This window comes from Acidobacteriota bacterium (genome assembly GCA_016195325.1).
Taxonomy (GTDB): domain Bacteria; phylum Acidobacteriota; class Polarisedimenticolia; order JACPZX01; family JACPZX01; genus JACPZX01.
In genome coordinates this window covers 1-23075 of the sequence record JACPZX010000105.1, presented here as the reverse complement: position 1 = coordinate 23075, position 23075 = coordinate 1, and the positions used below count along the sequence as shown (strand labels likewise).

The 23075-nt window shown below is 68.5% G+C and carries 20 protein-coding genes; 14 read left to right on the top strand and 6 right to left on the bottom strand.

What is annotated here, in order from left to right; translation table 11 throughout:
- Positions 1-8: 8 nt before the first annotated feature.
- Positions 9-2651 (bottom strand): transglycosylase domain-containing protein, encoded by a 2643-nt coding sequence (locus HY049_17960; GenBank protein MBI3450785.1) that lies wholly within the window; start codon positions 2649-2651, stop codon positions 9-11.
- Between the two features lie 142 nt (positions 2652-2793).
- Between HY049_17960 and HY049_17955 the strand changes: the two genes are divergently transcribed.
- From HY049_17955 to HY049_17945, 3 genes are all read left to right on the top strand, one after another.
- On the top strand, positions 2794-5694 hold the full coding sequence (locus tag HY049_17955; GenBank protein ID MBI3450784.1) for a glycosyltransferase family 39 protein: 2901 nt from the start codon (positions 2794-2796) through the stop codon (positions 5692-5694).
- A gap of 204 nt (positions 5695-5898) precedes the next feature.
- Complete coding sequence (gene ribA / locus HY049_17950) at positions 5899-6624, top strand: GTP cyclohydrolase II (GenBank protein ID MBI3450783.1); 726 nt, start codon at positions 5899-5901, stop codon at positions 6622-6624.
- A gap of 90 nt (positions 6625-6714) precedes the next feature.
- Positions 6715-8052 (top strand): AAA family ATPase, encoded by a 1338-nt coding sequence (locus HY049_17945; protein MBI3450782.1) that lies wholly within the window; start codon positions 6715-6717, stop codon positions 8050-8052.
- A gap of 520 nt (positions 8053-8572) precedes the next feature.
- Here HY049_17945 and HY049_17940 read toward each other — a convergent pair.
- The 3 genes from HY049_17940 to HY049_17930 are packed head-to-tail and all read right to left on the bottom strand — an operon-like array spanning position 8573 to position 12827.
- Positions 8573-9583, bottom strand: coding sequence for a hypothetical protein (locus HY049_17940; protein ID MBI3450781.1), 1011 nt, complete (start codon positions 9581-9583; stop codon positions 8573-8575).
- The gene (locus tag HY049_17935) at positions 9580-11880 is read right to left on the bottom strand and encodes a heavy metal translocating P-type ATPase (GenBank protein ID MBI3450780.1); all 2301 of its coding nucleotides are present in this window, start codon (positions 11878-11880) and stop codon (positions 9580-9582) included. The genes HY049_17940 and HY049_17935 overlap by 4 nt, the downstream gene beginning before the upstream one ends.
- A 32-nt stretch (positions 11881-11912) precedes the next feature.
- Complete coding sequence (locus HY049_17930; protein ID MBI3450779.1) at positions 11913-12827, bottom strand: Dyp-type peroxidase; 915 nt, start codon at positions 12825-12827, stop codon at positions 11913-11915.
- Positions 12828-12994: 167 nt separating this feature from the next.
- Between HY049_17930 and HY049_17925 the strand changes: the two genes are divergently transcribed.
- Complete coding sequence (locus HY049_17925) at positions 12995-13639, top strand: hypothetical protein (GenBank protein ID MBI3450778.1); 645 nt, start codon at positions 12995-12997, stop codon at positions 13637-13639.
- 31 nt (positions 13640-13670) lie between these two features.
- Here HY049_17925 and HY049_17920 read toward each other — a convergent pair whose 3' ends face one another.
- Together HY049_17920 and HY049_17915 are read right to left on the bottom strand one after the other, a co-directional pair.
- A complete protein-coding gene (locus tag HY049_17920; protein MBI3450777.1) occupies positions 13671-14501 on the bottom strand; it encodes a helix-turn-helix domain-containing protein in 831 nt (276 codons plus the stop codon).
- Between the two features lie 41 nt (positions 14502-14542).
- Positions 14543-15235, bottom strand: a complete 693-nt coding sequence (locus HY049_17915; GenBank protein ID MBI3450776.1) for a type 1 glutamine amidotransferase — start codon at positions 15233-15235, stop codon at positions 14543-14545.
- 183 nt (positions 15236-15418) lie between these two features.
- Between HY049_17915 and ndhC the strand changes: the two genes are divergently transcribed.
- The 10 genes from ndhC to HY049_17865 form a co-directional block, all read left to right on the top strand.
- Positions 15419-15775, top strand: coding sequence for an NADH-quinone oxidoreductase subunit A (ndhC, locus tag HY049_17910; GenBank protein ID MBI3450775.1), 357 nt, complete (start codon positions 15419-15421; stop codon positions 15773-15775).
- Positions 15766-16257: an NADH-quinone oxidoreductase subunit C gene (locus HY049_17905; protein MBI3450774.1), complete on the top strand. Its 492-nt coding sequence runs from the start codon at positions 15766-15768 to the stop codon at positions 16255-16257. Before ndhC ends, HY049_17905 begins: the two co-directional genes overlap by 10 nt.
- A 4-nt stretch (positions 16258-16261) precedes the next feature.
- The gene (nuoD, locus tag HY049_17900) at positions 16262-17458 is read left to right on the top strand and encodes an NADH dehydrogenase (quinone) subunit D (protein MBI3450773.1); all 1197 of its coding nucleotides are present in this window, start codon (positions 16262-16264) and stop codon (positions 17456-17458) included.
- Complete coding sequence (nuoE, locus tag HY049_17895) at positions 17455-18060, top strand: NADH-quinone oxidoreductase subunit NuoE (protein ID MBI3450772.1); 606 nt, start codon at positions 17455-17457, stop codon at positions 18058-18060. The genes nuoD and nuoE overlap by 4 nt, the downstream gene beginning before the upstream one ends.
- A 5-nt stretch (positions 18061-18065) precedes the next feature.
- On the top strand, positions 18066-19340 hold the full coding sequence (gene nuoF, locus HY049_17890; protein MBI3450771.1) for an NADH-quinone oxidoreductase subunit NuoF: 1275 nt from the start codon (positions 18066-18068) through the stop codon (positions 19338-19340).
- 6 nt (positions 19341-19346) lie between these two features.
- Complete coding sequence (locus HY049_17885; GenBank protein ID MBI3450770.1) at positions 19347-20990, top strand: (2Fe-2S)-binding protein; 1644 nt, start codon at positions 19347-19349, stop codon at positions 20988-20990.
- A gap of 22 nt (positions 20991-21012) precedes the next feature.
- Positions 21013-22038 carry an NADH-quinone oxidoreductase subunit NuoH gene (gene nuoH, locus HY049_17880; GenBank protein ID MBI3450769.1) on the top strand — a complete coding sequence of 342 codons (1026 nt, stop codon included), beginning with the start codon at positions 21013-21015 and terminating at the stop codon, positions 22036-22038.
- Between the two features lies 1 nt (position 22039).
- Positions 22040-22534: an NADH-quinone oxidoreductase subunit J gene (locus tag HY049_17875; GenBank protein MBI3450768.1), complete on the top strand. Its 495-nt coding sequence runs from the start codon at positions 22040-22042 to the stop codon at positions 22532-22534.
- Between the two features lies 1 nt (position 22535).
- The gene (nuoK, locus tag HY049_17870) at positions 22536-22838 is read left to right on the top strand and encodes an NADH-quinone oxidoreductase subunit NuoK (protein ID MBI3450767.1); all 303 of its coding nucleotides are present in this window, start codon (positions 22536-22538) and stop codon (positions 22836-22838) included.
- 22 nt (positions 22839-22860) lie between these two features.
- On the top strand, positions 22861-23075 hold a 215-nt coding region (locus HY049_17865), incomplete at its 3' end, for a hypothetical protein (protein MBI3450766.1).

Here is a 23075-nt window from a genome sequence, read left to right as displayed (position 1 = left end):
CGAGCCGCTCACCCTCCCCAGCGGGACCAGAACGATCGGTGCTCGGTGCACGCCTCGGTCGGCTCCGTCCCCGGGATGAAGGGGGCGCGTCGCTCCTCGGGGCAGCGGGAGGACGCGATCCCGCCCGAGGTCGGATCGATCGACGCCCACACCAGATCGGCGTCGCCGTCGAACGCCGTGCGGGCGTCGGCGCCGATTCCCTCCATGTAGGCGACCCAGATCGGCAGCGCGCCGCGGGCGCCGGTGAGGTGCGTCGGACGGTTGTCGTCGAACCCCACCCACACGAGCGACAGGACGCGCGGCGTGTAGCCGCAGAACCAGAGGTCCCGCCCGTCGTCGCTGGTGCCGGTCTTCCCGGCGGCGACGCCGGAGTAGCCGAGGTCGCGCGCGCTCCGGGCCGTGCCTCGATCCATCACCCCCTCGAGGAGCGCGGTCATGAGGTGCGCGGCCTCCTCGGGCACGGCCGGCGCGGCTCCGGGGACGGCCGAAGGCGGCGGCGCGGTGAGCGCTCTCCCGTTCTCCTCGACCCCCAGCAGGAGATCCGCCGACCTCCTGCGCCCTCCCGCGGCGATCGTCGCGAAGGCGGTCGCCATCTCGAACGGAGACACCTCGGCGGCGCCGAGCGCGAGCGAAGGAACTTCCGGGAGCTTCGACGTGATTCCCAGCGCGTGCCCCATCTCGATGATGCGGGGGAGGCCGATCGCCGCAGCGGCCCGGGCGGTCGGTACGTTCAGGGAATCCTCGATCACCCTCTGCACCGTCACCGGCCCGCGGAACTCGTCGTCGTCGTTGTGCGGCGCCCACGTCTTGCCGCCCGCCACCGTCTCGTACGGCTCATCCTTGAGAATCGTCGCGGCCGTCAGCGGGAGCGCGGGAACGTCCCCGTCCTCGATCTCGGGAGGCTCGCCCTCGGTGGGGTCGGGCCTCTGCCACCACCAGTGGAACCGATGGCGCTTCCGGCGGGGGCGCGCGTTGTCCTCCTCGCCGTTGCCGCGCTCGCGATTCCAGCGGGCGGGCTCCACGTCCGGTGAGGCGGCGGGCATCGATCTCACGAAGGTCTTGTCATCGGAGTCCGAGGCGTCGTCGGCGGGAGACCGTCGTCGCGCGGGGGCGTTCGGATCGGCCGGCGCCGTGATCCAGGCGAGGTAGACGACCGGCTTGAAGAGGCTTCCCGGCTGCCGCCTCGCCGACAGGACGCGGTTGAACTGCGAGCGATCGAAGCTCCTCCCGCCGACCAGTGCGGAGATGGAGCCATCGTCGAGGCGGATCGAGACGAGCGCCGCCTGCAGGGGCTCCCCCCCGCGTCCGGGCCGGACCGCCCGATACGTGCGCTCGATCTGTCGCAGGCCGTCGGCGACGGCGCGCTCGGCGATCTCCTGCCCGAGCGGGTCGATCGACGTGTAGACGCGGAGCGGCCGCTTCCAGAAGTCCACACCGTACTTCGACTCCAGAACCTGGCGCACGAGATCGACGGCGTAGGCCCCCACCCCCCGCGACGAGGCCGACTCGGGTTTCCTGACCCTAATCGGTTCGCGCGCGGCCGTCTCGGATTCGGCCCTCGTGATGGCCCCGGCCTCGGCCATCATGCGCAGGACGGCGTCGCGCCGCTCGCGCGCCCTGTCCGCGTGGAGAAATGGATTGTAGAGCCCCGGCGCGCGGATCATTCCGGCGAGGAGCGCCGACTCGCCGAGGCTGAGATCGCCGACCTTCTTTCCGAAGTAGTGCCGGGAGGCGCGGCCGAAACCGTTCACCGACGCGGCGCCGTGCTGGCCCAGGTAGACCTCGTTGAGGTAGGCGCGCAGGATCCGTTCCTTCGGATAGTTCATCTCGAGCACGATCGCGGCGAAGGCCTCCGAAGCCTTGCGCGTCAGCGTCCGCTCCCCGGAGAAGTAGAGGTTCTTCGCGAGCTGTTGAGTGAGCGTGCTGCCGCCCTGCGAGACCCTCCGCGAGGAGACGTCGACCCAGAGGGCGCGGAAGACCCCCGCAGGGTCGATGCCCGGGTGGTTGAAGAAGCGCCGATCTTCGGCGGTGAGGATCGCGTCCACGAGGTGCTTCGGGCAGTCCTCGATCCGCACGAGCTCCCGCTCCTCGAGGTTGGGCCCCTGGAAGTACGCGAGCGTCTCGGGCTCGACGAGCGCGGGCCCCGGGTCGACGCGGGTCACGACGCCGCCCTCGACGTCCACCCGGACCCGCGTCGCCGGGTGGTCTCCCTGGAGATCGTGGAACCCCCGGAGGTTGACCTCGAGGGTGTCGCCGCGCGCCGAGTACGTTCCCTCCCCGGTCGGCCCGCCGCGGGCCCGCCGGTATTCGAGGCGATCGAGCCGGTGCGCGATCTGCTGCGCCGACGCCTCGATCCCCCGCTCGATGCGGAAGGGGGCGCCGAGGAGCCGGGCGGCGCTCTCCTGCTCGCGGGCCTCGAAGACCGAGGTGACGCGGGCCGCGACCCAGAGCGTTCCCGTGGCGCCGGCAAGCAGGCACACGAGCCCCGTCAGGAGGAGGGGCTTCCGGAGGTGCCGCCAGCGCTCGATCAGAGGGGCTTCCTTTCGCGGGACGACGGATGCGGGGATTCCGGGGCGGCACGCCGAGTCTAACGTGGCCCCCGCCGGCGCCGCAACCTCATCCAGGGGGAAGGATGCCGCCGCCCCGCCCATCGTCGCGCGGTGGACCCGCTGGCGGTCCGTCCGCGACGGGGCTACCCTCGCCGTGTTTGGTCGGCTCGGTCCCGCGCGCGACGGCACCTGTCTGTCCGGAGCCCGAGACCTCGGAGTTCACCTTATCCGGGAGACCGGGATGATGGGTCGGCAGACCGGCGCCGCGCGGCGTCACCACCTCGAAGAATCCGAACAGGGCCCTTCGCCCGCGCGGCGCGGCGCGGCTTCGCCTCGCTGGATCGTCCCCGCGGCTCTATCCGGAGCCCTTCTCGTCTCGGCGTTCTTTTCGACGTCCCCGATCCATGATCCCGCCGACGCCGGGACGATTCTCCCCGCACATCTCCACTTCTCGACCCGATATCTTCTGATCTCGCCCTACTGCGACGTGATGGACAGCGTCTCCCTCTTCTCGTCGCCGCAGCACGCGGCCCTCCTCCTCGCGGCGCTCGCCGTCCTCATTCTGGCCCGCGTGAGAGCCGCGAGGAAACGGCCCGCCTTCAACGTGCGCCACGAGCTCAGAATCCTCCTGGCCTTCGTGCTCGGCGGCGCAGCCTTCTACGCGGCTCTCCTCGTCGGGCCCCGGCCGATGGCTTCCCTCGAGGTCGAGGATCCCGATCTCGTCAAGGTCGACTTTCACAGCCACACGAGCGCGTCGTGGGACGCGCGCTCGGGATTTCTCGCCTCGAACAACAGGGCCTGGCACCAGGACGCGGGGTTCGACGTGTCGTACGTCACCGATCATCAGTCGTACGTCATCGACCATCAGTTGGACGTCTCCACCCCTCAGGAGAGCCACGCCGCGGAGTTCGGGGAGCTGAGCAACCCGGCGCACGCGGGAGCCGGGACTCTCCTTCTCCGCGGGCTCGAGCTGAGCCTCTGGCGGAAGGCGATCGTCATCCCGGGATCGCCGTCGTTGCTCCGGCGGTCGGAGCTGGAGGAGCGGATGAGGACGACGGGGGTGCGTCCCGAAGACGCGTTTCCCGGCGCGCTGTTCGTCCTGCCGATGCCGACCGATCTCCCGTCGACCATGCCGCTCCGGGGCAAGTCCCCCCCTCCATTCGCGGCCATCGAGATCTCGGACGGCGCGCCCAACGGTCTGCAGCAGTCCGGGCGGGATCGCGCGGCGATCCTCGCGCTCGCCGATCGCGGGAATCTGGCGGTGGTCGCAGGCACGAACAACCACGGTTGGGGCCGGACGGTCTGCGCGTGGAACCTCCTTCGAATCCCGGAGTGGCGCGCGATGTCCCCCGAGGCGATGGACGCCGCCATCGTGAGCTCCGTCCTCACCAACCGGCGCCACGCGGTTCAGGTGGCCGAACGGCGCCGGCCGGAACGGGCGGAGACGACGGCATCGGCGTTCGCGTCGATCCCTCGGACCGCGTGGAACCTCCTGACGGATCTTTCCCCCCTCCAGCGCGTCTCGTGGCTGACGTGGATCTGGGGAGGGTTCGTGGCGATCGCGCTGGCTCGTTCCATGCGAGCGCGCCCGACATCGGCCGGAGCTCCCGGGACTTCGGAGGCGGACCGGGCGGCGCAGGGCGGGAGCCGGCCAGCCTGGCCCCTGGCCCTCCTCGTGGTCGCGGGGTCCGGGCTCCTGCGCTTCTTCATGGCGGGGATCATCCCCCTGGTTCCCGACGAGACGTACTACTGGGACTGGTCACGCCACCTCGCCGCCGGGTACTTCGATCATCCACCGGGGGTCGCCGTCCTCATCAAGGCGGGTGTCGCACTGATCGGCGACTCGATCCTGGGCGTACGCCTCTTTCCGATCCTCGCGGGGGTCGCCGCGTGCGGGCTCGTCGTGTGGATGGCGCGCCGGCTCGGAGGCGACGGCGCGGCGCTTCGAGCCGCACTGGTCCTCGCGTGCCTCCCCTTCGCAGCGGCCGGACTCGTCGTCGCGACGCCCGATGCGCCCCTGCTCGCGGCGCTCGCGGCGTCCCTCGCGTGCGTGCTGCGCGCCGTCGAGCAACCGCCGGGAAGCCGCCGCGCGGCGATGTGGTGGATGGCGGCCGGAGCCCTCTGTGGCCTCGCCCTCGCGTCGAAATACACCGCCGTCCTGATGCCCGCGGGGCTGCTCGTCGCGCTGCTCGCGACCCCCTCACTGCGCCGCCATCTCGCGACCCTCTGGCCCTACGCCTCGGGGATCGTGGCCCTCGCGGTCTTCACGCCCGTCATCGGGTGGAACGCGGCGAACGGTTGGGCGTCGTTCGCGTTTCAGCTCCACCACGGGCTCGGCGGGGAAGGAGGCTCGGGGCTCGCGCGAGAGCTGTCACTTCTCGCGGGGCAGGCGGCGCTCGGCTCTCCGGTCCTCCTCACGATGATCTTCGTGGCGACGATCGTCTCGCTCCGGTCGGCGCCGCCGGCGCCGCACCGGCTCCTCGCCATCCTGACGGACACGACCGCCGTCTTCTTCGCCGTCAGCGCGTTGCGCAAGCCCGTGGCGCCCAACTGGACGGGGCCCGCGTATCTCACCGGCGTCGTCCTGCTCGCGATCACGCCCGGCGGGCCGGCGTGGCGCCGGTGGCTCCGCATCGGGACGGTGGTCGGGGCGATCTTCGTCGCCGTGATCTACGCGCACGCGATCTACCCGGTCGTGAGATTCCGCGGCTCGTCGGATCCCATCGGGCGCGCGTACGGCTGGGATGCGCTGGCGGAGGGGGCGGCGCAGGCCCGCGCGGCGCTCGGCACGGTGGGGGCGCGCACCGTCCACGTGGCGGCGGACAACTACGAGGATGCCTCCGAGCTCGCGTTCAATCTTCCGGATCGCCCGACGGTCTTCGCGCTCAACCTGTCGGGGCGCCCCAACGAGTACGATTTCTGGCCGGGATTCACCGAGAGCGCGCGCTCCGGAGATGCGCTCGTCCTGGTGCTGCGCCAGCACCGCGCGACGCCCCGGGCCATCGCGCTTCTCTCGCCCCACTTCGAGTCCGTGCGCGCCGGAGAAACCGTCGATCTCGGCCGCGGCCGGGACGCGGGCTCGCGACGCAGAATCTGGATCCTCGAAGGGTGGCGCGGCACCTGGCCGCCGCCGCGCGCCTCCTGACGCCGCCTGTGGCAGACTGAGCCTCACGATACCGTCATCTCCTTGCCCTCCTCGAGGAGGCGCGGCGCTCGAAGAAAACAGCCATCGAGGTCACGGAGATGGCGGTCCTGTGGGCCTCCGAGCTTCCGTGAGCTATCGTCAGGCTTTATGGGAGACTCACCCGTGAGCTCGAATCTCACCCCGTGCGGCGGAATGGCCTCGGGCATGCCCATCACGCGACTGGAAGATCTGGTCGAGCGCGATCGCGATCACGACTGCGAGGGGTTCGGCGAGCACAAGGTCTGCGTCCGGATCGCGGGCGTCGCCGATCTCCCGAGCCGGTTCGGCGAGTTCCGAATCGTCGCCTTCTGGAACAACCGCGACGCGAAGGAGCACGTCGCCGTCGTTCGAGGCGACATCCTCGGGGCTTCCGACGTCCCGGCGCGGCTCCACTCCGAGTGCCTCACCGGGGACGTCATCGGCTCGTTCCGCTGCGACTGCCGCGATCAGCTCGAGCAGGCTCTCCGTCGCATCGGATCGCTCGATCGGGGGCTGGTCCTCTACCTTCGCCAGGAGGGCCGGGGGATCGGGCTCGTCAACAAGATCAAGGCGTACGCGCTTCAGGACATGGGGCTCGACACCGTCGAGGCCAACGTCGCCCTGGGCTTCCGCGACGACGAGCGCGACTACGCGATCGCGGCGCACATGATCCACTCGCTGACGGTCCGGAGCGTGCAGCTCATGACGAACAACCCGCGGAAGATCGAGCAGCTCACACACTTCGGCGTCACCGTGAGCAGCCGCATCCCCCACGTCATCCCGCCGAACGACCACAACCGGTTCTACCTCCAGACGAAGGCGATCCGCTCGGGGCACTACATCGACTCGAACGGCCGCGCGCGCATCCCGGAGCAGAGCGATCCGGTGCTCGTCGAGGGGATGACGGAGTAGGCGGAGAATCGGGCATTCACGCTCCAGTCCTTGACAGAACACTTCCGCTGTTAGCAGATCCGCTCGGCGTGAGTTGGAACTTGCCCACCAATGCTGAACAGCATTCACCTTCGAAACTTCAAGTCATTCAGCGACAGCGGAGAGATTCGTCTCGCGCCGCTGACGCTGATTTTCGGTCGGAACAACACCGGAAAATCAACGATTCTTCAGAGTCTTCTGCTCCTTAGACAGTCGCTCGACTCGCCTGGGTACGGACCTCGCCTAAATCCGAGGGGGCCCCTGTATTCCGTAAGCTCATACGCTGACATCGTTCATGGTCACCAAGCCAAGAACCACATTCAGATGGCGTTCGAGTTCGAGCCGGAGCCCAGGGACAAGCGGCCTTCAGGGAAGATTGAGTTCGAGTTTGTCGGTGACGAACCCCAACCTCCGCGGATCAATCGCTTAACGATCACGAGCCCGGAAGTTCCTCCACTAGAGATTCGCCGTGGACGTGGAGCCGGGGGTCCGTACGAGCTGCTGATTGGACACGACCGACTTGGGGGGGAGAAGTCTGCGAACTTTCGATTCTCCGTTGGGCGATTCCTTCCGGCAATAGGCTCAGAAGGTTTCGGAAAACAACCGAACCAGACACGCGAACGAGTACGAGGTCGAGCGCGGCGGCTTCTGCTCGACTTCGACTTCATGCTTCGAGAGATGAAGGCTGTTGGAGCTTTTCGTCGCCAACCTGACAGGAGATACGAGTATCAAGGCGTTCTCCCAGGGAACGTCGACCTTTCTGGCGAGAGGGTTGTTGCTGCTCTGATCGATGACATCACAAGACGCAAGGGTCGAGGTGAGTTGTTTAGAAGTGTGAATCGCTGGTTGCGGGAAGTGGGCCAGGTAAGACTTCTACCTCTCCGCCGTCTGTCGAAAGCTGCGCGTATCTTCGAAGTCAGGGTTCGAGATCGCGATTCCGGTCGCTGGGCAAATCTGTCGGATGTCGGGTTTGGAATTAGTCAAGCATTCCCAGTGATCGTCGAAGGTCTCCGCACCCGTCCGGGCGCGATCTTTCTTGTGCAGGAACCTGAAATCCATCTCCATCCTGACGCGCAGTTGGCCATGGCCGACTTCTTGATAGGCCTTGTAGCAAGCGGAAGACAAGTTATCGTAGAGACCCACAGCGAGCATCTTCTGCTGCGAGTTCGCCGGGCAATACTCGGCAAGCGACGCGGCCATGGCGCGGGCCCCAATCTCACTCCTGAGAGCGTGAGCCTCATCCACGTTGATGCGAGGTCAGACGGGACGAGCCACGCCCAACGTCTCGACATCGATTCAGTTGGCCAGGTCGCAGGTTGGCCAAGGGGATTCATGGAAGAGGCGACCAAGGAGCGATTGACGATTTTGAAAGCGATGGCCAGCCAAGTCGGAATCAAGGCGAAGCGTTGATTCGAGACTGCGTGATCGATACAACGGTGTTGCGTAAGGCCAATGCCCCGCTCATTGCTGAGCCGCGTGAAGGTCGAATGTTTCGCAAGCGCCTTGCACTCTTGGGACGAATCCAATCAGGTTCGCTCCGGGTCTTGATAAGCTCCAAGCTGCTCGCGGAGTACGATCGTCAGGTTATCAGCCCGAGGAATGACCACATCAAGGCGTTCCTTGAACTTCTCACGGACAGGTCGGGGCGCGCAAATTGGAACTGGTTGAACAACTGGTCGGCGTCTCGAAGAGAGAAGGCGAGAAAGTGTCGCTTCCCAGCCCACGATGATCATGTTCTACGGACCGCAGTTCTCGATGGAATTCAGTCCGCTGTGTTCACTGAGGATTCTGGTCAGCTCGCGTCGGGCAAATGCGTTCGCCGTCACTTCAGTGTGAGAGTGCTGTCGCCGCCATAGATAGACTTGGCTGATTAGTTGGGAGACCGTCTGCTTCTTGGGGGTTGGCGGTCATGAACGTAATCGGCTGGTACTTACAGCGATTCGGCCAACTCCCGCACCGCCGTGTCGAGATCGCTCTTCCCGTCCAGGTACGGCTTCCAGTGGATCGCCATGGCGTCGGCGAACGCCTTCCACTTCGGATCCCTGTCGTAGAGCCCCCCCGCGAAGGCCATCGGCGTGTACGGCGCGAGGTGCTCCCTCTCGAAGAGGTCGCGAACCACTTCCCCCGTCGAGTAGAAGAGGAGCGCGTGCCAGAGATCCCGCGGCACCTTCGCGCCGCGCGCGCTGAACGCCTCGTTCAGCTTTTTCGTGATCATCCCGTCGTTCGGTCCGATGAGGGCGTGCGACGCCTCGTGGAAGACGATCTCGAACCCGGTGAGGCCCTGTTGCCCCGGTTCGGAGCCCGAGATCACCGAGTGCACCGGATGGAGCGTCGTGTACGCCCCCGACCAGCTCGCATAGCCGACGACGTCGACGCGGATCCGCCCCGGCCACGGCGCGCGGTAGACGTCGGAAAGACGCTGTTCGACCGACGGGCCGTCGCGCTCGAGCTTCGGCTTCAACTCGGAGATCCACCTCTCGTTCGCCGCGCGCTGGGTCTCCCAGCCGCAGCCGCGGTAGATCGGCGCCGCCGCAGCGAGGATCGAGGCGAGATCCGCCGGAAGAGGCTCGGTCACCACCGACCCGTCGTCGATCGCCGCGAGCGCCGTCTTGATCGAGGAGAGCGCATCGTCGAAGAGGAGATCGCGCGTCGCGTAGTTGGCGCGATAGAACTCGATCGCCGCGTCCCACGCCACGAGCTCCCGGCTGATCAACGGTCGCCCGCAGAGCGACTCCGTTTTCGCGCCCCGGCTCTTCTTGAGCCCCTGCTCGAAGAGGGCGTGGTGCAGGTTCATCCAGAAGCCGTCGTGGAGCTCGAACCCGGCCACGCCGACCACCGGGGACGACGGCGCGCTCGGCGGGACCGGTTCGGTGAGCGGCGACGTGGGGGCGACGCACGCTGCGGTCAGGAGAACGAGGGAGATCCACGCGAGATGTCTCACAGCACCACCCTCCGCAGCCTCAAGGCGTTCGCGATCACCGAGACGGAAGAGAAGCTCATCGCCGCGCTCGCGATCATCGGCGACAGCAGCAACCCGAAGACCGGATACAGCGCTCCCGCGGCGATCGGCACGGCCAGGACGTTGTAGCCGAAGGCGAGCCAGAGGTTCTGCCGGATGTTCCCCATCGTCGCGCGCGAGAGACGCCGCGCCCGAGCGATTCCCGCGAGATCGCCGTGAAGGAGGGTGATCGACGCGCTCTCGATCGCGACGTCCGTCCCCGTCCCCATCGCGATGCCCACGTCGGCGCGCGCGAGGGCCGGAGCGTCATTGATGCCGTCGCCGGCCATCGCCACGACGTGCCCCTCGCGCTGAAGCCTCGCCACGACGTCCGCCTTCTCGGCGGGGAGCACCCCCGCCATGACGTCGTCGATCCCCAGCTCCTTCCCGATCGCGAGGGCCGTGGTCACGCCGTCCCCCGTCACCATCACGACGCGCAGCCCCTCGGCCTTCAGGGCGCGCAGGGCAGGGCGCGTGGAGGTCTTCACCGGATCCGAGATCGCGAGAAGCCCCGCGACCGATCCGTCGACGACGACGAAGACAGCGGTCCAGCCGTGGCTGCGGAACTCCTCGGCGCCCTCGAGAAGCCCGGCGGCATCCGTCGCGGGCGCGTCGTCGAGGAGGGCGCGGCTGCCGACGGCGACGCGGCGCCCCTCGACGCGCCCGCGGATTCCCTTCCCGGTGATCGACTCGAACTCCGTGGCGGGGGGGATGGCGAGGGACCGCTCGCGGGCGGCGGCGAGGATCGCGCCGGAAAGCGGGTGCTCGCTGGCCGCGCCGACGGCGGCGGCGAGGCTCAGGACTTCGGTCTCGGAGGCGGCCGCCTTGATCGCGACGACCTTCGGCTTCCCGTCGGTCAGCGTGCCGGTCTTGTCCACGAGGAGCGTGTCGACCTTCTCCAGCCGCTCGAGGGCCTCGGCGTTCCGCACGAGGACGCCCGCCATGGCGCCGCGGCCGGCGCCGACAAGGATCGACATCGGAGTTGCGAGGCCGAGGGCGCACGGGCACGCGATGATGAGCACCGCGACGGCGGCCGCGAGGGCGTGCGCGAGGCGCGGGTCGGGGCCGAACGTGGCCCACACTCCGAATGTGATACCGGCCGCCACGACGACCGCCGGCACGAACCACGCGGCGACGGAATCCGCGAGGCGCTGGATCGGCGCGCGGCTGCGCTGGGATTCGGTGACCAGCTTCACGATCTGCGCGAGAAGGGTGTCGCGGCCGACGCGCTCGGCGCGCATCACGAAGCTCCCCGTCCCGTTGATCGTCCCGGCGGCGAGGCGCGCACCGGCCACCTTCGCGACCGGTACGGGCTCACCGGTGAGCATCGACTCGTCGACCGTGCCCGTCCCCTCGAGGACGGCGCCGTCGACGGGAAACTTCTCGCCGGGGCGGATGCGGAGGTGATCGCCGGGCATCACGTGCTCGGTCGGGATCTCCTCCTCGCCCCCGGCCGCGTCGAGACGGCGCGACGTTCTCGGCCTGAGGCCCAGGAGCGCCCGTATCGCGGAGCCGGTCCTGTCGCGGGCCCCGAGCTCGAGGACCTGGCCCACGAGGACGAGCGCGGTGATGACGGCCGCCGCCTCGAAGTAGAGAGGGACCGATCCGTCGGCTTCGCGGAAGGCGGGCGGGAAGATCCAGGGAGCGATCGTCGCGGCGAGGCTGGAGCCGTACGCGACGCCGATCCCCATCGCGATCAGCGTGAACATGTTGGGCGAGCGGTTCACGACCGAGGCCCACCCGCGCTCCCAGAAGGGGAGGCCGCACCAGAGCACGACGGGCGTCGCGAGGAGGAGCTGGAGCCACGCGCCCGAGGTCGCGCCCAGCCCGTCGTGCGCCGGGACGCCGGGGATCATCGGCGCCATCTCGAGGACCAGCAGCGGGAGCGCGAGGGCTGCGGCGATCTTGAGCCGGCGCGTCATCGCGTCGAGCTCGGGGTTCCCCTCGGGCCCGGCCGCCACCTCGACCGGCTCGAGGGCCATCCCGCAGATCGGGCAGGCGCCGGGGCCCTGCTTCACGATCTCCGGGTGCATCGGGCACGTGAACGGGCGCGCCTCGACGCTCCCGACCGCCGCGGGCTTCGGCGTGGAACCGATCTTGCCGATCGTCATGACCGCGGGCGCCGCGGGACGGGGAAGGGCGCCGGACACGAACCGTTCCAGACAACGCGGCGCGCAGAAATAGTAGGTGCGGCCGTCAGGTCCCTTCGCCGAGCGAGCGGTCTTCGGATCGACCGTCATCCCGCAGATGGGGTCGATTTCCGCCACGCCGCTCACTTCCCCAGGGATGCCAGCACTTCCATCGATGGGACGAAGAAGGTCGCCCCGGTCACGGCGCGGCTGAACTCCATCAGGCGATCGCGCCCGCCGTCCCCGCTGGTGCCCATCATGCGCGCCAGCATCGACTCGAAATTGTCGAGCGTCTTCCCGTAGGCGATGAAGAAGAGCCCGGACTCGCGAAGCGTCCCGTACGGGTACGAGTGCCTGAGGATCTTCAGCTCCACGCCGTCCGCCTTGATGACGGTCCGGCTCACGTGCGATGTCGCCGGCATCCGGCGCTCATCCAGCTCCACGCTGTCGGGCTTTGTCCGGCCGACGATCCCCTCCTGCTCCGCCACCGGCACCCGTCTCCAGGCCGCCAGATCGTGGACGTAGCGCTGCGTCGCGGCGTACGACCCCCCCGCGAAGCGCGCGTCCTCGTCGCCGATGAGCGCGACGGCCGCCCGCGCCTCGCCGACCGGGTTCTCGGTGCCGTCGATGAAGCCCGTGAGGTCGCGCGAGTCGAGGTAGCGGAAGCCATGGGCCTCCTCGGCGACCTCGGCGCCCTCCATGGATCGAACGAGGCGCGAGGCGAGCTCGAAGTTCATGTCGTGACGCAACGAGGCGATGTGGAGAAGGACATCGCCGCCCGTGGATGGGGCGCTCCTCCCCTCCGCGCGCAGGGACTTGAACGGGCGAAGCCCCTTCGGCCGGACGGTCGGCGAGAGGCGGTCCCACATCTCGGGGCCCACGCCGACGTTCATGACGAGGCGCGCGCGCGAGTCGAGCGCCGCGATCTCGAGAGATTCCGCCTGCGCTCGGTTCAAAGCGGCGGCGGCGCTCCTCGTCGCGGTGGGCGCGACTCGCAGGACGACGAAGCAGGCGTGGGCGTTGCCGCCGGGAATGATGCCGGGCTGCGGTGTGGGCATCTCGCACCTCCGTTGGATGTTTCATCGTACCCGGCACCGACGGCCGCATCAAGAGATGTTGCTCCGGTACCACGCGTGTTGAGTGGCTTTCAAGACACGCCGCGCTTCCCGCGTACCTTTCCGCTCGAGCAGGGCGGATGCCCTCCCAACGAGGAAAGGAGAACGGCATGAGCAGGAAAGGGGTTTTCATGGCGGCGCTTTCGGCGGTGCTGGTGATCGGGATCGGCGCGGCGACGCCCGCGCGGGCCGGCGCGGTCGGCGAGGCCGAGGATCAGAGCCTGGCGCCGGCGCCTGCGGGCGTGGCCGGCAACGGTCACGTCCTGATCGCGACGGGCGGTTACCACTTCACCGTCGATCCGAACTTCAACGGCGGGATCTTCGGGACCACGACGCCGATCGAAAACCGGGTGACGTTCAACGCGAAGCGCGATGCGGATGGCTCGGTGAGCGGCTGGTACACCTACGAGCAGGCGGCGGACGGGGCCGTCTACAAGTTCAGCGGCCCCGTCACCTGCTTCAACGTCTACGACACGCCGGTCCTCCAGCGCACCCCCGACGTTCCCCCGCTGACTCAGAACCGCGCGAAGTGGGGAGGGCGCATCGACGCGAGCAACGACCCGACGGCGATCGGGGGCTACATCTGGTTCCAGTCCATCGACAACGGTGAGGGAGCGAACGGCTGGAACGACGTGAGCACCCTCTCCGGGTTCGGGAACGAGGCGGCGAACAACGCCTTCTGCGCCGCGAGCAAGGTGCCCAACCCGAACTTCGGACCCCACCCGCTGGGAGGAGGGAACATCCAGGTCCACTGAAGCTGGAACTTGCGCCGCCCGGGGGGTTCCCTCACTCCCGGGCAGTCGACCGGTAGCGCTGCGGCGTGACACCGGTGCGGCTTCGGAAGGCGCGCGTGAAGTGGCTCTGATCGGCGAAGCCCGCGGCCTGCGCGATGTCGGCGAGGGAATCGTCGGAGCCGGCGAGCCGTGACGCCGCCCACTCCAACCTGAGGGCGCGCACGTACGCGCCGACGGAGAGCTGGAAGTGCGACTTGAAGACGCGCGCGAGGTGGACGGGGTGCACTCCGGCTTCGGCGGCGATCCCCGCGACGGTGGGCCGATCGAGGAACTGCGCGTGCAGCATGTCGCGCGCCCTCGCGAGCCAGGCCGGAGCCCGCTTCGCCGATTCATCGGAGGCCTGGAGGCGCGAGGTGGCGGCGAGGATCTCGAGGGAGAGCGCCTCCATCGCGAGAGGCGAGACCGCGTCGGGACTATGAATCTCCCGAGCGAGTCTCCGGGCGTCGAGGGCGATCCCGCCGTGGCGAAAATGCCTCACTTCGTTCAGGACTCCACCGCACGCGCGGTTGAGTTCTTCGTCGGCCGGGTCGGGTTGAAGGACCACCACGTGCGCGCCGGCCCCCCCGATCGTGTTCGCGTGTCTCTCCCCCGCGGGCTCGGTCGCCACGGTGGCCGGCGCGCACTCGATCCCGCGCCCCCCGATCTCCAGGGTGAATCCTCCCTCGAGCATCACCGCGAGACACGTGCGGTCGTGAAGGTGCGGCGGGACGATCGCATGGGAGGGAAACCACGCCTCGGTGATCCAGAAGCTCCCGACCCGGGCGGTGGTGGACTCCTCGCTTCCTTGCGTGACAGGGACCGGCCTGGGGACGAACTGGGGCATGCCCAGTAGGACACGGGACGGACGGCCCGGGATGACGGGGGTCACCCCTCCGCGGTAGATCCGGCCACTGCGACCGCCCGGTCGAACCAGCGGCCGATGAGCGCCCGGCCTGCGCGCGCGGCGCGGGCGTGCCCCATCTCGTCGAGCGTCGCGCCGGGGGGAAGGCGCGCCGCCCACGCGCGGCGCATCTCGGCGTCGAGCTCGATGTGGAACTGGAGACCGTAGACGCGATCCCCGAACCGGTACGCCTGGTTCGCGTAGCCGGCGCTCGAGGCGAGGAGGGCCGAACCCTCGGGGAGATCGAACGTGTCGTTGTGCCAGTGCACGACGGGGAGAGCCCGCCCCGCGGGCCCCATCACGGGGTCGAGCCGCCCCTCTTCGGTCAGATCGACGTCGCCGAGGCCGACCTCGAGGGCCGGCCCCTTGAAGACGCGCGCGCCGAGCGCCGACGCGAGAAGCTGCGAGCCGAGGCAGACGCCGAGAACCGGGATCCGCGCGGCGACCGCGACGGCGAGAAGGTCGATCTCGGCGGCAAGGTGGGGGTAGGCCGCCGCGTCGGCGACCCCCATCGGCCCCCCCATCACGACGAGGCCGCCGATCTGGGACGCGGGTGGAAGGGGATCGCCCAGGTCCATCCGGAGCACGTGCAGCTCGATCCCGCGCGCGCGCGCCTCGACGCCGAGGAGCCCCGGCCCCTCCCACGCGACGTGCTGCACCAGGCACCAGGGCCGCATCGGCACCTCCGGCGGCGAGTATACCCGGCTCCCAGCCGTTTGATCCCCCCGGAGACGCTGTGGTAGATTTCCGGCCCGTTTCGAGTCCACGCATTTCATCGCAACAGCTTGCAATTCAGGCGCTTCCTCCGCTCGATGGCAGAGCCCTTCGTGTAGGAACGCGGCGCCCCCAAAGGTTCCAGGATGCTCGACTCCTTCCTCCCGGCCATGATGCTCCTCGGCGTCGCCGCCGCGATGGCGTTCGGGATGATCGGCATCTCCCACCTCTTCGGGTTCGTGAAACACTCGCGCGTGAAGCTGAACCAATACGAGTGCGGCATCCCGGTCATCGACACGGCGCGCAAGCGGGCCTCGATAAGGTTTTACGTCGTCGCGATGCTCTTCATCCTCTTCGACATCGAGGCGGCGTTCCTCTACCCCTGGGCCGTCCTCTTCCGCAGGATGGGGCTCTTCGGCTTCGCCGAGATGCTCCTCTTCCTCGGCGTGCTCGTCGTGGGGTACGTCTACTGCTGGCGCCGGGGAGGCCTTGAGTGGGAGTGACGCGCTGGGAGAAGCCCCACCCGATCGCCGAGAAGGCGGCCGAAGCGCTCCGCGCGCGACTCGGCGCGTCGATCGCGGAGACCTCGGTGTTTCGCGGAGAGGTCACGGTCGTCGTCGATGCCGCGCGGATCGTCGAGGCCTGCCGCTTCGTGAAGCTCGATCCCGATCTCTCGTTCGAGATGCTGAGCGATCTGACGGGGATTCACTTCGGCGATCGCGACTACGAGTACGAGGTCCTCTACCACCTGTACTCCTTCCGCAACAACGCGCGCCTGCGCCTGAAGGTCAGGCTCGCAGAGACGAACCACTGCCCCACGGTGACGGGAGTCTGGGTCGGCGCCGACTGGCAGGAGCGCGAGGCGTACGACCTCGTCGGCGTCGTCTTCGACGGGCACCCCGATCTGCGGCGCATCCTCATGCCCGAGGACTTCGAGTTCCACCCGCTCCGCAAGGACTTCCCACTCGAAGGCCACGGAGCCTGACGCGATGTCGATCACGCGCGAGAAGCTCGAGAGCGGAGGCGAGGCGGTCACGATCAACATGGGGCCGTCGCACCCGTCGACCCACGGGGTCCTGAGGCTCGTCCTCGACCTCGAGGGGGAGATCGTGCGGAAGTGCACCCCGCACGTCGGCTACCTCCACCGCGGGATGGAGAAGCTCGCGGAGAACAAGACCTACCACCAGTTCATCCCGTACACCGACCGCCTCGACTACCTCGCCCCCCTCTCGAACAACTGCGCGTACGTGATGGCGGTCGAGAAGCTGATCGACTGCGAGGTGCCGCCTCGGGCGCGGGCGATCCGCGTGCTCGTCTGCGAGCTGAGCCGCATCTCGGCGCACCTCCTGTGGCTCGGCACCCACGCGGTGGACCTCGGCGCGCTCAGCGTCTTCTTCTACACGTTCCGGGAGCGCGAGATCCTCTACGACTTCATCGAGATGCTCACCGGCACGCGCATGACGACGTCGTACACGCGCGTGGGCGGGCTTGCGCGCGATCTGCCGCCGGGGTTCCTCGATCAGTTCAAGGGATGGGTCACCCGCTTCCCGAAGGAGGTCGAGGAGTGGGAGGCGCTCCTCACGCACAACAAGATCTGGGTCGAGCGCACGAAGGACATCGGCGTCCTCAAGCTCGAGGACGCGATCGATCTCGGCGTGACGGGCCCTAACCTCCGCGCCTGCGGAAAGGACTGGGACCTCCGGAAGGTCGAGCCCTACTCCGGCTACGACGAGCTCGACTTCGACGTACCGGTCGGCTCCGTCGGCGACGTCTACGACCGCTACCTCGTCAGGCTCGAGGAGATGCGGCAGAGCGTGCGGATCCTGCACCAGATCATCGCGAAGATGCCGGACGGCCCCATCGTGGTGGACGATCCGAAGATCGTCCTGCCGCCGAAGGAGAACGTCCTCCGGAAGATGGAGGAGCTGATCCACCAGTTCATCCTCGTCACCGAGTCGTTCGACGCGCCGGTGGGCGAGGTCTACCACGCGATCGAGGCGCCGAAGGGTGAGCTCGGCTTCTACATCAAGAGCGAAGGGGGCAGGAGCCCGTACCGCCTGAAGATCCGCTCGCCGTCATTCATCAATCTCCAGGCGCTCGTGAAGATCGCGGAGGGGCAGCTCGTCTCCGACCTCGTGGCCATCATCGCGAGCCTCGACCCCGTCATGGGGGAGGTGGACCGATGAGCGAGCCGCGCGCGGGGACGGGGGGGCTCAAGGTGCTCCCGTCCGATCCCTCGAAGATCCCGGGGTTCGCGGCCGGGTCCGTCGCACTGCGCGGCCCCGCGGGCCCGGAGGGGATCGCGCCGGACGAGGGAAAGGCCCTCACCGCCGGGTCGCGGCTCGAGATCGATCGCCTCGTCGCGCTGTACCCGGACCGGCGATCGGCGCTGCTGCCGGCCCTCTGGGTCGCGCAGAAGGAGCAGGGGTTCGTGGGCAGCAGGGCGATGGAGGAGATCGCGGCGAAGCTCGACGTGTCGCCGGCCTTCGTCGCGGGCGTCGTCTCGTTCTACACGATGTACCAGACGAAGCCGATCGGCCGCCACCTCATCCAGGTCTGCACGACCCTCTCGTGCTATCTCCGCGGCGCCGACGCCGTCGTCTCGCACCTCAGGAAGAAGCTCGGCGTCGAGGTGGGAGGCACGACCGCGGACGGGAAGTTCACGCTGGTGACGGTGGAGTGCCTCGGCTCGTGCGGCACGGCGCCGATGCTCCAGCTCAACGACGATTTCCACGAGAACCTCGACCCGATCGCGAAGGTCGACGCTCTCCTCGACTCCTTGAAATGAGCGCGATGGCCGAGAAGCTCCTCACACGGAACGTCGGCGTGCCGGGGTCGGCCACGCTCGAGGTCTACGAGCAGCGCGGCGGGTACCAGGCGCTCCGGAAGGCGATCACGCTTCCTCCCGAGTCGGTGACGGACGAGGTGAAGAAGTCCTCGCTGCGCGGGCGCGGCGGGGCGGGATTCCCGACGGGGCTGAAGTGGACCTTCATGCCGAAGGACTCGCCGAAGCCCCGCTACCTGATCGTGAACGCCGACGAGAGCGAGCCGGGGACCTTCAAGGACCGCCTCCTCATGGAGGAGGACCCGCACCTGTGCCTCGAGGGAATCCTCATCAGCGCCCACGCGATCCGCGCGAAGACGGCGTTCGTCTACGTCCGAGGCGAGTTCGTGAGGGCGCTGCGCACCATGCAGATGGCCGTCGACGACGCGCGGAAGAAGGGCTACCTGGGGAAGAACATCCTCGGGAGCGGCGCCGACATCGACGTCGTCATGCACCGGGGCGCCGGCGCGTACATCTGCGGCGAGGAGACGGCGCTGATGGAATCGCTCGAGGGGAAGCGCGGCTACCCGCGCCTCAAGCCGCCGTTCCCCGCGGTCGCGGGGCTGTACGGCTGCCCGACGACCATCAACAACGTCGAGACGCTCGCGAACGTGCCGTTCATCCTCGAACGCGGCGCCGACTGGTACCTGACGATCGGCCGCGAGAAGAACGCGGGGCCCAAGCTGTACTGCCTCAGCGGCCACCTCAAGCGCCCGGGCGTCTACGAGGCGCCCCTCGGCACGCAGCTCATGACGCTGGTGAACGAGATGGGGGGCGGGCTCTGGAAAGACGGGCGGAAGCTCAAGGCGATCGTCCCGGGCGGGGCGTCGGCGCCGGTCCTCACGGCGGCCGAGTGCGCCGACGTGCCCATGGACTTCGACTCACTCGCCGCGCGCAAGTCGATGCTCGGCTCGGCCGGCGTCATGGTGATGGACGACACGGTCTGCATGGTCCGCGCCCTCGAGCGCATCCTCCGCTTCTTCGCGCACGAGTCGTGCGGCCAGTGCACGCCGTGCCGCGTCGGCGTGAGCTGGATCCACCGGATCGTGAAGCGGATCGAGGACGGAGGCGGGCAGAGCGGCGACTGCGAGACGATGCTGGACGTCTGCGACAACATGATCGGCAAGACGATCTGCGTCTTCGCCGACGCCGCGGCGCTGCCGGCCATGGCGTTCGTGAACAAGTTCCGATCCGAGTTCGAGGATCACATCAAGCAGGGTCGCTGCACCCTCCCCGAGGCCTGACACACGATGGCGGAGACGATCCGTCTCACGATTGACGGCAAGGCGGTCGAGGTCGATAAAGGGACCTCCGTGATCGAGGCCGCCCGCAAAGCGGGCGTGATGCCTCCTCACTACTGCTACCACCCCGGCCTCACGGTCGCGGGGAACTGCCGGATGTGCCTCGTCGAGATCGAGAAGATGCCCAAGCTCGTCACGTCGTGCACCACGCAGGCGGCCGACGGGATGGTCGTCCTCACGCGGAGCGACAAGGTGAAGAAGGGGGTCGCGGGGGTCGAGGAGTTCCTCCTCGCGAACCACCCGCTCGACTGCCCCATCTGCGATCAGGCGGGGGAGTGCCGGCTCCAGGAGTACTCCTTCAAGTACGGGAACGCCGGGAGCCGTTTCCGCGAGCACCGGATGAACTTCAAGAAGGACGTCGAGGTCGGGCCTCACGTGGTCCTCGACAGCGAGCGCTGCATCATGTGCACGCGGTGCGTGCGCTTCTGTGACGAGGTCACGCGGTCCTCGGAGCTGGGGGTCTTCCAGCGCGGACTGCACAACGAGATCGGCATCTTCCCGGGACGGCCGCTCGCGAACGACTACTCCGGCAACGTCGTCGACATCTGCCCGGTCGGCGCGCTGACGCTCAAGGAGTTCCGCTTCCAGAAGAGGGTCTGGTTCATCCGCGACGTGCCGACGGTCTGCGGCGGGTGCGCCGCCGGCTGCAACGTGAACCTCGGCACGAGCGAGAACAGGATCTACCGCCTCACGCCGCGCGAGAACCAGGCGGTGAATGGCTGGTGGATGTGTGACGAGGGGCGCCTCTCGTACAAGCCGATTGCCGAGTCGAAGCGGCTCGCGGATCCCGAGTCGAAGGGAGGCGCCGGCTTCGAGCCCTCGCGCCTCCCCGACGCCGCGGCGAAGATCGCCGATCGGCTGAAGGCGGCGGGCCCGTCGGGGGCGGCGATCCTCGCGTCGGCGAACCTGACGGTCGAGGACCTCTGGGTCGTGAAGCGGCTCGCCGGCGCCATCGGCCCCGCGCTCCGCGTCGTCGTCCCGGAGAGGCTTCGCGGGAAGGACGACGGATTCCTCATCAAGGCCGATCGCACCGCGAACCGGAAGGGGGCGGCCCTCCTCGGCTTCGACGTGGATGCGGGGGGCGGCTCGACGCGCGCTCTCCTCGACGACGTCGCCTCGGGGAGGATCACGACGCTCCTCGCCATCGCGGAAGATCCCGCGGCGCTTCCGGGCGGAGATCGCGCTCTCGCCGTGCTCGCGAAGGGGGGGCAGCTCCTGACCATCGATCCGTTCCTGACCGTGTCGGCCGGGGCGGCCGCCGTGCGCGTTCCCGCCGCGGCCTACGGCGAGTTCGAGGGGACGTACGTCAACTTCCACGGGAGAGCCCAGCGCGTGAGGCGCGCCGTCACGCCTCGATCGTCGGCGCTCCCCGTCTGGCAGCTCGTGGCACTCGTCCTTCAGCGTCTCGGAGCCACTGCGGCGTACGGCTCGGCCCCCGACATCCTGCGCGAGGTCGCGGGCGCGGTCCCGGCCTTCGCCGGGGTCACGTGGACTTCACTGGGCGCGGGCGGTCGCGCCCTCGAGGAGCCCGGCGCGGGAGCTTCCATCGCCCCGAAGGGAATCCCGAGGGGCGCGGGGGCGGCGCGTGGGTAGCCTCGTCGGCCTCGTCGCGGGAATGGGCCCCCTCGCGAGCGCAATCAAGATCGCCATCCTCGCGGTCGCGGTCCTCACGGCCGTCGCCTACATCAGCCTCGCGGAGCGCAAGATCGCCGGCTTCATCCAGGAGCGGTTCGGCCCGAACAGGGTCGGACCGTGGGGGCTGTTGCAGCCCGTCGCCGACGGGCTGAAGTTCATCTTCAAGGAGGAGGTCGTCCCGGCGCTCGCGCACAAGCCGACCTTCATCCTCGCCCCCGCGATCGCCTTCACCACGGCGCTCGCCACCTTCGCGGTCCTGCCGGTCGGCTCGCCGTTCCACGTCGGCGACAGCACGATTATCCCTCAGCTCGCCGACCTGGACGTGGGCGTCCTGTACATCCTCGGGATCGCCTCCCTCGGCGTCTACGGCATCGTCCTCGCGGGCTGGTCGTCGAACAACAAGTACTCGCTGATGGGGGGACTGCGCTCGTCGGCGCAGCTCATCTCGTACGAGCTCTCGATGACGCTGTCGGTCGTCGGCGTGCTGATGGCCGCAGGGAGCCTCCGCCTCGGCGCCATCGTCGACGCCCAGATGGGGAGCGTCTGGTACATCGTCGCGATGCCCCTCGGCTTCTTCGTCTTCCTCGTCTCCGCCTTCGCCGAGACGAACCGGCTGCCGTTCGACCTTCCCGAGGCCGAGGCCGAGATCGTCGCCGGGTACCACACCGAGTACTCCGCGATGAAGTTCGCGATGTTCTACATGAGCGAGTACATCAACGTCACGATGTCGAGCTGCATGATGACGCTCCTCTTCCTCGGCGGGTGGCACCTCCCCTTCGTGGAGGGGCTCATCGCGGGGTTCTCGGAGCCCGCGCGCTGGCTCGTGCACGTCGCCATCTTCGGCGCGAAGGTGACGGGGCTCGTCTTCCTCTACATCTGGGTGCGCTGGACGCTGCCGCGCTTCCGCTACGACCAGCTCATGCGCCTCGGGTGGAAGGTCCTCCTCCCGATGGCGCTCGTGAACATCCTGTACGTGGGCGGCGCGATCCTGCTCGGGTGGTTCTGAGATGACCGAAGGGCTCTTCTATCTGACCGCGTTCGTGGCCGTGATGACGGCGGCGGTGGTGATCCTCCACCGGAACCCCGTCGTCGAGTCGCTCGCCCTCGCGCTGCACCTGTGCTCCATCGCCTTCTTCTTCGTCCTGCTGTCGGCCCCGTTCGCGGCGATGATCCAGATCATCCTCTACGCGGGGGCGATCATGGTCCTCTTCCTCTTCGTCGTGATGCTCCTCGATCCCGGCGGCGAGGGAAAGGCGGGGAAGGTGGGGAGGGCCCAGCTCTACGCGACGATCCTCGGGGCCTTCGCGCTCCTCGCGGCCCTCTTCCCCGTCCTCGCCGGGTACGAGCCGACCCTGCCTGAGACCCCCGCCGGCTACGGCGGCGTCGAGTCGATCGGCACGCTCCTCTTCACCGAGTACCTCTTTCCGTTCGAGGCGGCGTCGATCCTGCTCCTCGCCGCGATGATCGGGGCGCTCTACCTGGCCAAGCGGGAGATCGACTGAGATGGTGCCGACCGGGCTCGTCCTCGCCGTCAGCGGGCTCCTCTTCACGCTGGGCGTCATCGGCGTCCTCATCCGCCGCTCCGCCCTCGTCATCTTCATGTCCATCGAGATCATGCTCAACGCCGCCAACCTCGCCTTCGTGACCCTCTCGCGGGCCCACGCGGGGATGGACGGTCAGATCTTCGCCTTCTTCGTGATGGCGGTGGCCGCGGCCGAGGCCGCGGTGGGCCTCGCCATCATCGTGGCGGTCTTCAAGCGCCGTCACTCCACCGACGTCGATCAGATGGCGCTCCTCAAGTGGTAGCGCGCGCGGCAGGCACCGACCGATGCTGAGGCTTCTCTGGCTGATTCCCGTGCTCCCGTTCGCGGGATTCGTGTTGAACGGGTTGTTCGGGGCGAGGCTGGGGAAGAAGTTCGTGTCGCTGGTGGGCGTGGGGACGGTGGCGATCGCGTTTCTGTGTTCGGCGGCGGCGGTGTACGAGCTGGCGAACGGCCTTCCCGGGTACCAGGGGCTCGAATCGTCAGGGCTGAGGGTGAACCT

Bases quoted from the DNA above. Each gene is read 5' to 3' on its own strand.
- HY049_17875 (MBI3450768.1), top strand. From the start codon at position 22,040: ATGACCGAAGGGCTCTTCTATCTGACCGCGTTCGTGGCCGTGATGACG.
- HY049_17955 (MBI3450784.1), top strand. From the start codon at position 2,794: ATGGGTCGGCAGACCGGCGCCGCGCGGCGTCACCACCTCGAAGAATCC.
- nuoH (MBI3450769.1), top strand. From the start codon at position 21,013: ATGGGCCCCCTCGCGAGCGCAATCAAGATCGCCATCCTCGCGGTCGCG.
- HY049_17945 (MBI3450782.1), top strand. From the start codon at position 6,715: ATGCTGAACAGCATTCACCTTCGAAACTTCAAGTCATTCAGCGACAGC.
- ndhC (MBI3450775.1), top strand. From the start codon at position 15,419: ATGCTCGACTCCTTCCTCCCGGCCATGATGCTCCTCGGCGTCGCCGCC.
- HY049_17925 (MBI3450778.1), top strand. From the start codon at position 12,995: ATGAGCAGGAAAGGGGTTTTCATGGCGGCGCTTTCGGCGGTGCTGGTG.
- ribA (MBI3450783.1), top strand. From the start codon at position 5,899: ATGCCCATCACGCGACTGGAAGATCTGGTCGAGCGCGATCGCGATCAC.
- HY049_17960 (MBI3450785.1), bottom strand. From the start codon at position 2,651: ATGGGCGGGGCGGCGGCATCCTTCCCCCTGGATGAGGTTGCGGCGCCG.
- HY049_17920 (MBI3450777.1), bottom strand. From the start codon at position 14,501: ATGCCCCAGTTCGTCCCCAGGCCGGTCCCTGTCACGCAAGGAAGCGAG.
- HY049_17915 (MBI3450776.1), bottom strand. From the start codon at position 15,235: ATGCGGCCCTGGTGCCTGGTGCAGCACGTCGCGTGGGAGGGGCCGGGG.
- HY049_17935 (MBI3450780.1), bottom strand. From the start codon at position 11,880: ATGACGGTCGATCCGAAGACCGCTCGCTCGGCGAAGGGACCTGACGGC.
- HY049_17885 (MBI3450770.1), top strand. From the start codon at position 19,347: ATGGCGGAGACGATCCGTCTCACGATTGACGGCAAGGCGGTCGAGGTC.
- nuoD (MBI3450773.1), top strand. From the start codon at position 16,262: ATGTCGATCACGCGCGAGAAGCTCGAGAGCGGAGGCGAGGCGGTCACG.
- nuoK (MBI3450767.1), top strand. From the start codon at position 22,536: ATGGTGCCGACCGGGCTCGTCCTCGCCGTCAGCGGGCTCCTCTTCACG.
- nuoE (MBI3450772.1), top strand. From the start codon at position 17,455: ATGAGCGAGCCGCGCGCGGGGACGGGGGGGCTCAAGGTGCTCCCGTCC.
- HY049_17930 (MBI3450779.1), bottom strand. From the start codon at position 12,827: ATGCCCACACCGCAGCCCGGCATCATTCCCGGCGGCAACGCCCACGCC.
- nuoF (MBI3450771.1), top strand. From the start codon at position 18,066: ATGGCCGAGAAGCTCCTCACACGGAACGTCGGCGTGCCGGGGTCGGCC.